Origin of the sequence: Spirosoma validum, assembly GCF_014699035.1 — a bacterium.
In the GTDB taxonomy this organism is placed as follows: Bacteria; Bacteroidota; Bacteroidia; order Cytophagales; family Spirosomataceae; genus Spirosoma; species Spirosoma validum.
On sequence record NZ_JACXAA010000003.1, the window covers coordinates 1 to 14,574 of the forward strand.

Here is a 14,574-nt window from a genome sequence, read left to right on the forward strand (position 1 = left end):
GCTTCAGCCCGTACAGCGCCTGACATCCGATACGGGCTGAAGCCGAACGCGGCCCGGCCCGTGGTACCGATCCAACTGCTCAAATAATCACCGATTACAAACCGCTATTACATGAAAATCAGAGCCGCCGTTTTGCACGAAATGGGTAAAGACCGCCCGTACACCAGCAGTAAACCGCTTACCATTGAGGAAATCGACTTGCAGCCACCACAGGCAGGGGAGGTGTTGGTCAGGATTAAAGCGGCCGGACTTTGCCATTCCGATCTATCGGTCATCGACGGAAACCGACCCCGTCAGATGCCGATGGCCTTAGGACACGAAGCGGCTGGTGAAGTCGTTGAGCTGGGTCCTGGGGTTCACGATCTGGCCGTTGGCGATCACGTGGTCTTCTCGTTCCTGCCCATTTGTGGCCATTGTATGCCCTGCATGACGGGTCGTCCGGCGCTCTGCGAAAACGGGCTTGCTGCGAACAACAAAGGTGAATTATTGGGTGGAGGCTCCCGGCTTCAGGACCAACAGCATCACCTGGTTCACCATCATATGGGCGTATCGGGCTTTGCTGAATATAGCGTAGTGTCCCGAAAATCTATCGTAAAAATTGATCCGACCCTGCCCTTCGACATTGCCGCGCTGTTCGGCTGTGCCATCATGACGGGCGTAGGCGCTGTGATCAATACGGCCAAATTATCCCTTGGACAAACCGTGCTGATTACCGGGATGGGCGGAATTGGTTTTGCCGCTCTGCTGGGTGCGCTGGCCGGAGGAGCCAGTAAAATCATAGTGGCCGATGTGAACAAGGATAAACTGACGAAAGCCCTGGAGCTGGGTGCCCATGCGGTTGTCGATTCGTCGGAGGCCAATGCCGTGGAGCAGGTGAAAGACCTGACCCGTGGGGGAGTGGACATTGGATTCGAATTTGCCGGTGTCGTACCTGCGCTGGAGTTTACGTACTACGCCACCGCGAGAGGAGGAAAAACCGTCACGGCGGGTTTGCCGCACCCCAGTAAAATGATGCAATTATCGCCTACGAAACTGGTTGCCGACGAGCGAACCCTGCAAGGTTCGTACATCGGTAGCTGCGTTCCGGCACGGGATATTCCGGCTTACATTTCGCTCTATCAGGCGGGTCGTCTTCCGGTCAATAAGCTGATGACGCACAAGCTGCAATTGGATGATGTCAATGAGGGATTTGAACGGTTAGCCAAAGGCGATGCCATCCGTCAGGTAATTACGTTCTAGCTATGAACTCGATCAGCACGAATCAGGATTTTCAGACAGCGAACTCGCTCATCCGAACGCAGGCCTACGTAAACGGCCAGTGGGTAAATGCGGCCAGTGGCGCTACGTTCGACGTCATCAATCCGGCTACTGGCGACGTAGTGGCCACGGTGACCGACATGGATCAGCACGACGTTCGCCAGGTCATTGACGTAGCACACAACGCCTGGCCCGCCTACCGGGACCTGACCGCCAAAGAGCGGGCTGCTATGCTTAAAAAATGGTTCGCGCTGATTCTGGAAAATAAGGAAGAATTGGCCCGGCTTATGACGATGGAGTGCGGGAAAGTTCTCACCGAAAGCCGGGGCGAGGTCGACTATGGTGCTTCGTTTATTGAGTGGTTTGCCGAAGAAGCCCGACGTATCTACGGCGATGTGATTCCGGCCAATACCCGGGACAAACGCATCGTGGTTGTTAAGCAATCCGTGGGCGTAACGGCAACGATTACCCCCTGGAATTTTCCGCTGGCTATGATTACCCGAAAGGTCGGCCCGGCGCTGGCGGCTGGCTGTCCGGTCATTGTCAAACCCCCTTCCGAAACGCCGTTGACCGCCCTGGCTGTTTCTGAGTTAGCCGAAAAAGCGGGCTTCCCGCCGGGGGTTTACAATACCATTACCACCTCAAAAAATGCTGAAGTTGGCCTGGAGCTATGCGAAAACAGTAAAGTGCGCAAACTCTCGTTTACTGGGTCGACCGCTACTGGCAAGCTGCTGATGAAGCAGTGTGCGTCGAATCTGAAAAAGATCTCGCTCGAACTGGGCGGTAACGCGCCATTTATCGTCTTCGAGGACGCCGACATTGATGCTGCCGTAAAAGGCGCGATTGCATCCAAGTTTCGAAACAGCGGCCAGACCTGCGTGTGCGTCAACCGCCTGTATGTGCATGATAAAATCTATGACGAATTTATCGGCAAACTGGCAAAAGCCGTAACGGCGCTACGTGTAGGTAATGGGTTGGACGTCGACTCGCAGATCGGGCCGTTGATCAACGAAAAAGGACTGGATAAAGTGAAGCGTCACCTGGATGATGCCCTGTCGAAAGGAGCGAACATAATGGTCGGTGGGCATGAACTGGAAGGGTTGTTTTTCCAGCCAACAATTCTGACCGGCGCAACCGCCGATATGATCATTGCGCAGGATGAAGTCTTTGGTCCGGTGGCGCCCATTTTTCGCTTTAGCGATGAGAAAGAAGTCATTGAACAAGCTAACGCAACCCCATATGGACTGGCTTCGTACTTCTACAGCCGGGACATAAACCGTTGCTGGCGCGTGGCCGAAGCGCTGGACGTGGGTATGGTCGGCATCAATGACGGCATGATTTCGACCGAGGTGGCCCCGTTTGGTGGCGTTAAAGAATCGGGCATTGGTCGTGAAGGCTCCAAATACGGCATGGATTATTTCACGGAAGTCAAGTATATGTGCTTCGGCGGAATTAGCTGATTGATTTGTGTTTAATCCTGTCCATCCGAACGTCGGCCCGACTGTTCATCCTGTCAAAAAACGTACGATATGCTCGAACCTATCACTAAATCCCGACCATCGGTTTCTCCGTCGCTGCTACGTCAGTTGTTACAGATTCCGGTCATTGTGGCGGCACTAGGCTATTTTGTCGACATCTACGATCTGCTTTTGTTCAGCATCGTTCGGGTGCAAAGCCTCAAAGATCTGGGTGTTGCAGACTCGGCTATGCTGTCTCAGGGAATCTACCTGATCAATACCCAGATGGCTGGTCTGCTCGTTGGTGGCATCATCTGGGGAATCCTGGGTGATAAGCGGGGTCGTCTGTCGGTACTCTTTGGCTCGATCCTGATTTACTCGCTGGCGAACATTGCCAATGGCTTTGTTATGTCGGTCGATCAGTACGCACTACTTCGCTTTATTGCAGGTGTTGGCCTGGCGGGCGAACTGGGCGCAGGCATTACGTTGGTAGCGGAGATTCTGCCGAAAGAAATTCGGGGCTACGGTACGTCGCTGGTCGCTTCCGTTGGACTCCTGGGCGCTGTATTAGCCTATTTTATTGCCGATATGTTTGCCTGGCGAATTGCCTATTTCATTGGTGGAGGGCTGGGGTTGTTGTTGTTACTGATGCGTGTCAGTGTGTTTGAATCGGGTATTTTTACGAAAGTCAAAGACAGGGAAACGGTATCCAGGGGTAATTTTTTACAGTTGTTTGCCACTAGTAGCCAGTTCCTGAAATACCTGCGCTGTATCCTGATTGGCCTGCCTGTCTGGTTTGTGGCTGGCATTCTGATGACCTTCTCGCCCGAGTTTGGGAAAGCGCTGGGTCTGAGTGAACCGATTGTCGCCGGGAAAGCCGTCATGTGGGAATACATCGGTTTAGCCATCGGCGATTTATCGAGTGGCGTGTTCAGCCAGTACATGAATAGTCGGAAAAAGGTGCTGGGCTTGTTTTTGTTATGGACTGCTTCGCTGGTAGTGGTGTACCTGTACGTACCGTTTCAATCCGCTACGATGTTTTACGCGATTTGTGTAGCCCTGGGCTTCGGTGTCGGCTACTGGGCTTTGTTTGTCACCATTGCCGCTGAGCAGTTTGGCACCAATCTCCGGGCCACGGTCGCCACCACGGTGCCAAATTTTGTGCGGGGAAGTATCAACATCATGACGCCATTGTTCCTGCTGTTCAAAGATCAGTTAGGTATCATCAACGGGGCGGCCTTATTGGGCGCACTAACCATTCTGACGGCCTATCTCGGTCTCTGGAAGATGGAAGAAACGTTTGGTAAAGACCTCAATTTTCTGGAAGAGTGATTAGTACGTAACGAATGTTCAACTTGTTTGACGGCTACCGTATGAAACGTTTTTATTGTACTGGATTTTTGGATTCGTTAGCTGGCAATTCTGTAAAAAGAATGCTTACGATGCTGATCAGTCTAACCGTTCATTGTGCGCTGGCGCAAACGAATCTTACGGGCAGAATCACCAACGAACAGGGGTCAGGTCTTGAAGGTGTTTCGGTACGTATCAGCGAACTAAAGAAAGGGACGGTTACGGATAAGACCGGTACGTTTGCCATTGAAGCGGTGCTGCCCGGTACGTACACGCTGCTGATCTCGAACGTAGGATTCAACAGCCAGAAGCTGAACGTGACCGTGCCAGACGGACAGCCATCGCCGATAGCCGTTACGTTGAAAGAAGGAATTTATAACCTGGATGAGGTTACCATCGAAGAGCGCAAAAACAGCATTCAGGTGGAGCGACTGCCCGACGTACACAACGTATACCTGACTGCTGGCAAGAAGAACGAAGTTGTTCAGCTTGAATCGGTAAATGGCAATATCGCCGAGAAAACCGGACGACAGATTTTTGCCAAAATTCCGGGTGTGTTTGTCTACGATATGGATGGTAGCGGAAACCAGATCAACATCTCGACGCGGGGGCTCGATCCTCACCGGTCGTGGGAATACAACATCCGGCAGAATGGCGTCATTACCAATTCCGATATGTACGGCTACCCCGCTAGTCACTACAGCCCCGCCATGGAGTCGATTGAACGGATTGAGTTGGTGCGCGGATCGGCTTCGTTGCAATATGGCGCGCAGTTTGGGGGCATGATCAACTACGTTACCAAAGCACCAGACACCAGCCGTGCGTTTGGCTTCGAGAGCATCAATACAGCCGGTTCGTATGGTCTGTTCAGTTCCTACAATGCCATCGGCGGGAAAATTGGGAAGCTGACGTACTCGGCGTATTACCAGATTCGACATTCGAATGGCTACCGGAAAAACGCCCGCTCGGATGCTGAATCCCAATTTATTAGTCTGACCTATGCCTTCAGCAAATCATTGCAGGTGAAAGCTGAACTGGGTCGTTCCTCGTACGTATTTCAGATTCCCGGCCCGTTGACCGACGCCCAATTTGCGCAGGACCCGCGCCAGTCGACCCGATCCCGTAATTATTTCAACCCCGACATCTACGTGCCGTCGCTGGTGCTGGACTGGAAAATCGGCCCGTCGACCCGGCTTCGCTGGACCAACTCGGGTGTGTACGGCGACCGGAACAGCGTCATGCTGGATGCATTTGCGACGGTAGTCGATACGATCAATCCGGCGACGAATCAGTACCGGGCTCGTCAGGTCGATATTGATAATTTCAACAGCTTTACGTCGGAGCTACGGCTGGTACATCAGTATCGAATTGCTGGTCTGACGAGTATTATGGCGGCTGGCGTTCAGTACATGCACAACAACCTCCGGCGTCGTCAACTCGGAAAGGGAACCACCGGCAGTGACTTCGACCTGAGCGTGACCGATCCAGCTTTCGGGCGCGATCTGTACATGAACACGAAAAACATTGCGTTCTTTCTGGAGAACCTGCTGTACATAACTCCGAAAGTAACGATAGCACCCGGCATACGTATCGAGAGCGGTTCTACCGATATGACCGGAGCCATCTCGTACTACGCGCCCGCTGATTTGCCCAACAGTATTCGCCACGGCTTCCCTCTTTTCGGGATCAACGCGCAATATCGTCCGAACGAAACCACGAAATTTTATGCTGGTATATCGCAGGCGTATCGCCCTGTTGTCTTTAAAGACATCATTCCGGGTTCGGTGCTGGAAAAGGTGGATAAAAATCTGAAAGACGCCTTTGGCTATAATTTCGAAGCTGGGGTTACGGGAAATGTCGGCTCGTTACTGACCTACGACATCGGCGTTTTTCAACTGCTGTACAACAACCGGATGGGTATGCTTTCGATGAACGACAACACCAGTCAGGCCTATCTGCTACGAACTAACGTGGGCAATACGCTGACTAAAGGCGTTGAACTCTACGCGGAGTATAAACCCATCCACATCGATCACAAACTGGGGCTACCAACTGAGTTTTCGGTTTTCACGTCAACGTCTTATTTTGACGCTACGTATAGCAAAGGTAGTGCGATCAATAATAATGAAAACACCAGCATCGTCGGCAATAAACTCGAAGGGGTGCCGACCTGGATTACGCGAAACGGGCTTCAGGTTCAGCACCGGAAATTGTTTGCCACGTTGCAATACAGCTACGTAGGCGCGAGTTTCGCCGATCCGCTGAATACCGTTACGCCATCGGCAAATGCCGCTCGTGGCCTTGTTCCGGCCTATAGTCTATGGGATGTGAACGCTACCCTGCGACTGACCAAGAGTTACACGCTTCGCCTGGGCATCAACAACATTGCTAATAAACAATACTTTACCAAACGTCCGACGATGTATCCGGGGGCCGGTATCTGGTCTTCCGATGGACGTAGCGCCGTACTTTCGTTCGGCATAAAATTATGAATGACTGTACCTTTACATCCGACCGCAAACCGGTACGTTACTAAGCTGACTAATACGATCGACAACCCTGACAATTATGATTAACATTCGCCCTCATCTACAGGACCTTTACCCCGACGTCTACACGCCCGAAGCCCAGGAAGCGCTCGCCGTTCTGGCTCCTTTCAACAAACGGATCAAAGAGGTCATGGACCAGCGCATGCAGCGTCGGGCCCGGCGGCAGCAGCAACACGAGCGCATTACGTTCCTCGACCCGCAAAGCACCATTCCCGGAACGGATATAAACGTCCAGGATGCCCGCGATGGCAAGTTCGAAGGAGCGGCCATTCCGGCGGATTTACAGCGGCAATGGATTCAGGGAACGGGTCCGGCAGCTAAACCCAACGCTCCGGTCGAAAGTAGCATCCGGAACGTAGCGTATGCGCTTTTGTCCGGCGCTGACGGCTGGATGTTCGATGGGGAAGATGCCCTGGGACAGATTACGATCATGTCACTCGACAACCAGCGTAACCTCAAACTGGCCATTCACAAAGATCCGCTCTTTCTGAACGTAGCGAAACAGGTGGCTGCTGAGATAAACCGCTGGGCCGAGTCGTTCCTGGGTCGAAAAACAATTGATAACTGGGAAGACCAACTGAATTTCACGACCAAGATTTTCCGCGCGCGGGGACTGCATCTTGATGACCGCCATATCCGCGATGCCGATGGAGAATCTATGGCCGCTTCGATCGTGGATCTGACGCTCTACGTCGTGAACAATTATCAGGCGCTGCAACAGGCGGGTTCGTCCATTGTGCTGTACCTGCCCAAAATTCAGACTGCTGAGGAAGCAGGTGTCTGGAATGCACTCATCAGTGCGCTCGAAAATCACCTGGGTCTGGCAGTCGGTACGGTTAAAGTTTATGTACTGGTCGAACAGTTAGAGGCCACTCATCAACTGATGGAAATTCGGGCTGCGCTGGGCAAGCATTTTGTGGGTTACAATACCGGTCGTTGGGATTACATCAACAGCGTATCGGACGCGCTGGCCTGGGACAAAAGCTTCGTCAATCCCAACATCGAAGCGATTACCATGACCTACGGTTACATGCGAAATTACGAAGATCGCGTGCGCCGGGCCGTCAATACGCCCGATCTCAATGGCAACTTTGCGCTTTGGCAGGGCGGCATGGAGCCTAACATTCCGGTGGGTTCAGAAGCGGGCGTGTCGGCCAGTATGGCGAAAGCCGTTGCCGGAGCCGAGCGGGAGCAGCAGGCCGGCGCCAGTGGCAAATGGGTGGCCCACTGGAAAATGGTTCATATCGTCCGACCCGTCTGGGAGAAAGTGGGGCAACCGAATCAGTTAGGCCGCGAATTCCCTCGTCTGACCTATACCCAGGCCGACGCCGATGGCCTGATGCAACTGGAACCGGCACCGACCGACATTCGGGGCGCCCGCAATCTATTGAGCGTAGCGCTGCAATACGGAAATGCCTTCGGACAAGGGATGCAGGCGGCTGCGCTGAAAGCCGCAGACTTCTTCGGTAACGACGACATTCTGTACCTGATGGAAGATATGGCTACGGGTGAAATCCGGCTGAGTATCCTCTGGGAGTGGTTACATAAAGGGGCCGTTCTGACCGAAGCTGATGCGGCCACGGGTGTTAAAGCGGGTGATGGTTTTTCGACAGATCTGTACAAAAAACTACTGGACGAAGAGTACGAAAAACTGCTGAAGGCCGATAATAAAGACGTATTCGATGCCTCAAAAACCACTACGTTACCAATTTCGAAGGAGATTGCTGAGGTGTACGTACTAAGTGATGTCAAAGCGCCCTGGTTCATCGATTTGCTGAACATCAATCTGAACAATACGGACCTGGACGAAGCCAAAGACCGCATCCGGTTATATATGGATACGTTGGTGAACGAAGGGAAACGGATCACCGAAAACCTTGATTTTGTAGCTGCCTGAATGCGTTCACCTCTAAATCCCCTGAAGGGTAGGGTTGTTACGTTCTGATCCCGAAGGGATCCCATGTCTATAGGGGAAATAGCTTCCTGTGCGCTTTGCATGCCGAAGGTATGCCACCCCAGCGATTGTGGCATACCTTCGGCATGCTGGATACGGGTGAATGATTGGGGTTTTCTATAAACATGTGATCCCTTCGGGATCGGGCTACACGAAAAGTGACGCTAAATACGAGAACTCAACGGCCCTGCCCTGAAGGGGGCTTTAGGAGTATATAAACAAGAACTTAACTGTCCTTTGGGATTTTCAAACAGTCTTATCGATACGCATGGCAACAGTGCGGCTGATCCTGCTCTTAATTGGTCTGACGGGCCTTCTCTCTATGAAGAGGCCTGATGCCGATAAGCCGAACGTGGCCAAGCGTGGCCCGGTCCGACCGAACGCGGCCCGACCCGAAGCGAATCGGTTTACCCGTGTCGTGCTGGCGGAGAAACTGAACGAACCGATGGCGCTGGCTCCGCTGGAGGACGGCCGCGTCTTGTTCATCGAACGGAAAGGAACCATTCATCAGTACAATCCTACGACCAACCGGATTAGCGTGGTCGCGACGATTCCGGTCAATACCACCTATACGAACCGGGAGGGAAAAGTACGGGAAGCCGAAGATGGCCTGCTGGGCATTGTCCCCGACCCGAATTTTGTGCAGAATCATTGGCTGTACCTGTATTACTCGGACCCGGATGCATCCAAAAACGTACTGGCTCGGTACGAGATGCTGGACGATCGGCTAGTGATAGAATCGAAAAAAGTGTTGCTGGAAATTCCAACCCAGCGTGAAGAATGCTGCCATACCGGGGGCGGCATGGTGTTCGATCCACAGGGAAATCTGTATCTGCTCACGGGCGATAACACCAGTCCATTCAGCAGTCTGGTTTCCGGCTACGCGCCCATCGATGAGCGACCAGGACGTAGTGCCTGGGATGCTCAGAAATCATCCTCTAATACAAACGATCTGCGGGGGAAACTGATTCGGATTCACCCTGAGCAAGATGGTTCCTATACGATTCCGAAGGGTAATTTATTTGCGGAAGGACAGCCAAACGGTAGCGATCCCGGCGGGGAAGCGCGCCGAACCCGTCCGGAAATTTACGGGATGGGTCTACGGAATCCCTGGCGGCTTTCCCGCGACAGCCGAACGGGTTACGTGTATTGGGGCGAAGTGGGCCCTGATATGAAAGATTCGGTTGGACTTGGTCCGTATGGGTACGATGAATTTAATCAGGCGCGGAAAGCCGGTAATTTTGGCTGGCCCTACGTAGTGGGTAACAACGCAGCGTACTGGGACCGGGACTACACTACTGGAAAAGTCGGAGCACAATTCAACCCGGCTAAACTGATCAATGACTCGCCCAACAACACGGGGTTACGGGAGTTGCCGCCCGCTCAAAAAGCACTGATCTGGTATTCACACCGGGCTTCGGACGAGTTCCCGCTGATGGGCAATGGCGGTCGAAGCGCGGTGGGTGGACCTATTTACCACAAAAGCGATTTTAAAAACGCCCAGCGTCCCTTCCCGGATTATTACGAGGGTAAATGGCTGATCACCGACTTCATGCGGGGCTGGATCATGTCCGTAACCCTGGATGCACAGAGCAACTACGTAGCTATGGAGCGGTTTCTTCCCAACGAGCGTTTCGACAGCCCCATCGATATGAGGTTTGCGCCCAGTGGCGATTTATACCTGCTGGAATACGGTAGTGCCTGGTTTCAGGGAAATGACAATGCCCGACTGGTACGGATCGAATACAACAGTGGTAATCGGAAGCCCGTCGCGCAGGCATCGGCTGATAAAACCGCCGGAGTCGTTCCGCTTAACATAGCGTTTTCATCGGCAGGCTCAACGGATTATGATCATGACACGCTGATTTACGAGTGGCAGACCACGCCAAAAGCAGGTGGCACCATCCAGACATTTACGTCGGCCAATCCGACGGTCCAGTTCGATAAAGCGGGAGTATATACGGCCCGACTGACGGTAACGGACGCCAAAGGAGCCAGCAACAGCAAAACACTGGAGATCAAAGCAGGCAACGAGCCGCCTGCTGTAGCGATTACGCTGAAAGGAAATCAAACGTTTTTCTTTCCAAACCAGTCGATTGAGTATGCAGTGAGCGTATCGGATCGGGAAGATGGAAGTTTGTCGAACCCGGCGCAAATCACGCCCGATCAGGTAGCGGTGAGTATGGAGTATCTGCCCGAACGTTTCGACCGGGTAACCGTGGCGATGAATCAGCGTAGCGCCGACATGACAGCCAGTTACGCCACTGCGCAAAGACTCATTTCCGAGAGCGATTGCCGGGCTTGCCACTCGATCAACCGGCCATCTGTCGGACCAGCGTATCAACACATCGCCCGGAAATACAAAGGCGATCCCAACGCCGTAGAGCGGCTGGCCCGGAAGGTGATCAGCGGAGGAAGCGGCATCTGGAGTGAAGCTACCATGAGTGCGCATCCGCAACTCTCGCTGACGGATGCTTCGACCATCGTGACGTACATTCTAAGCCTGTCCGAAGAGCCGAAAACGGCCAAATCGCTGCCCACATCAGGAAGTTATCCGTTTATTATTCCCGAAGGCCAGACCAGCACCGGCGTTTTCATCTTTCGGGCTGCCTACACCGATAAAGGAGCGCCGGACGTTTCCCCCATTTCGGCGGAAAAAGTTGTGGTGCTACTTAGTCCAGTGTTACTGCCCGAACAGGCGGATACGACAAAAGGCACCGAACAGACTACGGCCCAGAACCGACCGTTTTACATGATCGGGTCCGGCGCTTATCTAGGCTACTCACAACTCGACCTGACGGGTATTGACCATATCGACGTAGCAGCTCAGGCTCCGGCGCGGGCCGATGCGGCTGGAGGCATCGTGGAGATGCGGTTAGATTCGCCGGCGGGGAAACGTGTTGGCGAATCCCCCATGATCAGTAGTCGAACTCCCGGTTTGTCGGCCGGTTCATCAACTACGCAACGCTCAACCATAACTATCCAATCAGCCCCGATTGCGGGCATTCATGACGTTTACTTCGTCGTTAAAAACCCCGCTGCCCGACCCAATCAGGTATTGCTGCAACTAACGTCTATTACGTTCAAGCCAGCCGACGTAACGAAATAACAGGGTTCTCATGCGGGATAGTTTTACTAAAACAGACCGAATCCTTGCGTGGCTTAGGTCAGCAACTGTGCTCATTTTCAAAATGAAGTTTTTGACCGATAGCAGGTTAATGGTTCGATGAGAGTTTCATCAGAATAAGGCCAGCAATAAGTAAAAAAGCCGCTAGAAAGCGAGTAACGCTGATTTGTTCACCAAGAAAGAGAATCCCAACCACAAATGCGCCTACTGCTCCAATGCCTGTCCAGATGGTATAGGCGGTGCCCAGCGGTAACGTCCGCATGGCTATAAGCAGTAATCCAAAACTGCCGATCATGGCAGCTATGGTAATTAAAGATGGAATAAGGCGGGTGAACCCTTCCGACTGTTTCATGAAGTAGGCCCAAACGACCTCTAACAACCCAGCGACAACTAAATAAGTCCAGGACATAACTCTGACCTCTGTTAAGAAACTGGGTCGTCCCGAATTATTTTCCCATTGTGGGGGAGGTCGTCCTCCTGGTTACCACGAATCCTCTAAGGGATAAAGGATTCTCAAACGAGGTTGCAAATATAGCCTATCTGATCCGCCGGGCTAACTACTTTTTCTGAAAGCTTTTATTCCGGCTTACTCAAGAATGACAAAGTTGTGCAGCAACCACGAGGGGTTGGTGAGAATAGAGCCTTAACGGGTATAAACTCATTTTGAGTATGATAAGCTGTCAGAATACACCCTTTCCTGAGCGGTTATTTAACTTGCTTTCCCGTTTATACCATAACTCAGGGCAACCAGCAACAGCAAAAAAGCTAAGCTGCCCAATGCAATACTCAGTGAAAAATGATAGGCGATAAAGCCCAGTAAAGCCGGGCCTGCCAGCATACCCGTATAGCCGATCGTCGTGATGGCCGATATACTGACTGTGGGAGCAATACCGGGCAGTCTGCCTGCTGCGCTGAAAAATATTGGTACAATATTGGCCGCCCCCAGGCCCAGCAGCACAAAGCCGGTCAGTGCTCCGTATACCCAGGGACTCAGAATGGCTATCAACAGGCCCACTGCACTCAGTAAACTGCCACCCACCACGACTGTTTTGCTGTTCAGACGTGCCACTATTTTATCGCCTACTAACCGCATTGTGGCCATAGCAACGGAAAAAGCGGCATAGCCCGTCCCTACCAACTCTGGTTCGATTCCTTTGACGTCCCGTAGAAAGATGGCACTCCAATCGAGGATGGCCCCTTCGGCCAGAAAAACGGCAAAGCACATCAGTCCCAGGAACAAGACACTACTGTGCAACCAGCCGAACCGCTGCTTACCTTCCGTTGGCTTCTCCTTCGTAGTGGAAAACTGAGCAATAACCTGTCGCTCAACAGCAACGGGAAATAAGTGCTTGTACTGGGTGATGGTAATGATGATCAGTAACGCGGCAATACTGACAATGGCGTAGACTGGATTGAGTCCCAGCTTAATCAAAAATCCCAATCCCAGCGAACCGAACAGGCCGCCCACACTAAAGAGACCATGCAGGGACGACATAATGGGGCTGCCGTACAGATTCTGCACCTGCACACCATGGGAGTTCATGGATACGTCAATGGCACCAACGCCGGCTCCAAACATAAATAACGTTATCGCTGTGGCCGCAGTGGAGGGCAGGATGAGCAGCAGCGGCAAAGCAATAGCCATAATCACCACGGCACCAGTCATGATGATGCGGCTACCGAAACGGCTCACCAGCCAACCCGAGGTAGGCATCATCAGCATAGCCCCAGCGCCCAACAGCAGCAATAACAATCCCAGATTGGCGTCGTTTAACGCTAACCGATCTTTAGTATAAGGAACCATCGGAGCCCAACTGGCCATCCCCAGCCCACAAACCAGAAAAATCAATTGGGTGGCTATGCGAGCCTTTGATACACGTACTGATGGTATGGCTATATCCATTCCACGATAAATATAAATGTGATTCCCAAATGTATAAAAAATGAGTATTCAGCTCCGATTTTAGTCGCATGGGTAGGGGCACGACTTTTCCTGATAATACTCTGAGGTAACACCTTCTTTCGTACAATCACTGAGCTTGTTTGGAGTGGAAAGTAAGTGAACGCTGCCGTGGGATTTTGCGATCCCGTTTTGGCAAGACTACCCAACGTAGGCCTTCCTAGCGTTCCTGTTTTTGACATACCAACCTTGTCCAGGACACTTTTTCTTTGTGTTGCATCAGGCTCGGCTGATTCTCAATACACATTAATGTGGTTAGCCTGGAACAGTAAGCATCCTGTATGGTTTGCCTGCCACTTGTGGGAAAAAAGTGGCTTCCTGCGCCGGGTGGGCCATGGCGAAGCGAAAGGGCTACAATGTCATTTATTTTCAACAGGGAGGCTATTCTTTCCATGGCCATAGCTTGTTCTTCATCGTCAAGATGATACCACACACCTGATGCCAGAATAAAGTCGAACTGGTTAGCCTGATCACTAAGTAGGCTAAGCTTTGGTAGGCAGTCATCAATCCAGTCAATCATTGGAGAGTGGTATAACTTCTTTCCTACTATTCGAAATTCTTCCGTAGGCTCTACGGCGACAACTGAATGTCCTCTTTGTGAAAATTCAAAGGCATCTCTTCCAATACCGGCTCCCAGATCCAAAATGCGACCTGCCACTTTAGGAATAAACGGTAAGAAATCCTGATGCAATTTCGTGAAGTCAATGGCTGTTGTAGCTTCAATAAATTTTGGGGCAACATCCGCATATCCTTTTGTCCCCGGTATAGACTTCATTTCCATTTGTTCTACGTTGGGCAACAGCCACGCCCGTATTAGGAGACGTTTGCCGCGAATTCTTTACTATTGTGAAGTTGAGTTAACTATTGGCTGCAACAGCATCGTAGGATTATTACTCTACAACTGTATCCTAAATTAGCCA

General features: G+C 52.0%; 9 protein-coding genes. 6 read left to right on the top strand and 3 right to left on the bottom strand.

Features of this window, described 5'->3' with window-relative positions:
• Positions 1-111 precede the first annotated feature (111 nt).
• The 6 genes from IC230_RS08835 (at position 112) to IC230_RS08860 (ending at position 11,676) form a co-directional block, all read left to right on the top strand.
• Entirely contained in the window at positions 112-1,239 is a 1,128-nt protein-coding gene (locus IC230_RS08835) for a zinc-dependent alcohol dehydrogenase family protein (protein WP_191038641.1), read from the top strand.
• Positions 1,240-1,241: 2 nt separating this feature from the next.
• A complete protein-coding gene (locus tag IC230_RS08840) occupies positions 1,242-2,717 on the top strand; it encodes an NAD-dependent succinate-semialdehyde dehydrogenase (protein WP_191038642.1) in 1,476 nt (491 codons plus the stop codon).
• A gap of 69 nt (positions 2,718-2,786) precedes the next feature.
• Positions 2,787-4,046: an MFS transporter gene (locus tag IC230_RS08845; protein ID WP_191038643.1), complete on the top strand. Its 1,260-nt coding sequence runs from the start codon at positions 2,787-2,789 to the stop codon at positions 4,044-4,046.
• Between the two features lie 101 nt (positions 4,047-4,147).
• Positions 4,148-6,556, top strand: a complete 2,409-nt coding sequence (locus IC230_RS08850; RefSeq protein ID WP_191038644.1) for a TonB-dependent receptor — start codon at positions 4,148-4,150, stop codon at positions 6,554-6,556.
• Positions 6,557-6,632: 76 nt separating this feature from the next.
• On the top strand, positions 6,633-8,510 hold the full coding sequence (locus IC230_RS08855; RefSeq protein WP_191038645.1) for an aldolase/citrate lyase/malate synthase family protein: 1,878 nt from the start codon (positions 6,633-6,635) through the stop codon (positions 8,508-8,510).
• Positions 8,511-8,835: 325 nt separating this feature from the next.
• Positions 8,836-11,676: a PQQ-dependent sugar dehydrogenase gene (locus IC230_RS08860; RefSeq protein ID WP_223860517.1), complete on the top strand. Its 2,841-nt coding sequence runs from the start codon at positions 8,836-8,838 to the stop codon at positions 11,674-11,676.
• Between the two features lie 106 nt (positions 11,677-11,782).
• Here the strand turns inward: IC230_RS08860 and IC230_RS08865 are convergent, their stop codons facing one another.
• The 3 genes from IC230_RS08865 to IC230_RS08875 all read right to left on the bottom strand — a co-directional run bounded on the left by IC230_RS08865 (position 11,783) and on the right by IC230_RS08875 (position 14,435).
• On the bottom strand, positions 11,783-12,103 hold the full coding sequence (locus IC230_RS08865) for a DMT family transporter (RefSeq protein ID WP_191038646.1): 321 nt from the start codon (positions 12,101-12,103) through the stop codon (positions 11,783-11,785).
• A 300-nt stretch (positions 12,104-12,403) separates the two neighbouring features.
• Positions 12,404-13,597 (bottom strand): MFS transporter, encoded by a 1,194-nt coding sequence (locus IC230_RS08870; protein WP_191038647.1) that lies wholly within the window; start codon positions 13,595-13,597, stop codon positions 12,404-12,406.
• 217 nt (positions 13,598-13,814) lie between these two features.
• Complete coding sequence (locus tag IC230_RS08875; RefSeq protein WP_223860519.1) at positions 13,815-14,435, bottom strand: class I SAM-dependent methyltransferase; 621 nt, start codon at positions 14,433-14,435, stop codon at positions 13,815-13,817.
• Positions 14,436-14,574: the final 139 nt, after the last annotated feature.

What these genes read in the sequence shown, in the direction of transcription:
- IC230_RS08865 (WP_191038646.1), bottom strand. Translation starts at nt 12,103, where the DNA reads ATGTCCTGGACTTATTTAGTTGTCGCTGGGTTGTTAGAGGTCGTTTGG.
- IC230_RS08870 (WP_191038647.1), bottom strand. Translation starts at nt 13,597, where the DNA reads ATGGATATAGCCATACCATCAGTACGTGTATCAAAGGCTCGCATAGCC.
- IC230_RS08860 (WP_223860517.1), top strand. Translation starts at nt 8,836, where the DNA reads ATGGCAACAGTGCGGCTGATCCTGCTCTTAATTGGTCTGACGGGCCTT.
- IC230_RS08855 (WP_191038645.1), top strand. Translation starts at nt 6,633, where the DNA reads ATGATTAACATTCGCCCTCATCTACAGGACCTTTACCCCGACGTCTAC.
- IC230_RS08840 (WP_191038642.1), top strand. Translation starts at nt 1,242, where the DNA reads ATGAACTCGATCAGCACGAATCAGGATTTTCAGACAGCGAACTCGCTC.
- IC230_RS08850 (WP_191038644.1), top strand. Translation starts at nt 4,148, where the DNA reads ATGCTTACGATGCTGATCAGTCTAACCGTTCATTGTGCGCTGGCGCAA.
- IC230_RS08835 (WP_191038641.1), top strand. Translation starts at nt 112, where the DNA reads ATGAAAATCAGAGCCGCCGTTTTGCACGAAATGGGTAAAGACCGCCCG.
- IC230_RS08875 (WP_223860519.1), bottom strand. Translation starts at nt 14,435, where the DNA reads ATGGAAATGAAGTCTATACCGGGGACAAAAGGATATGCGGATGTTGCC.
- IC230_RS08845 (WP_191038643.1), top strand. Translation starts at nt 2,787, where the DNA reads ATGCTCGAACCTATCACTAAATCCCGACCATCGGTTTCTCCGTCGCTG.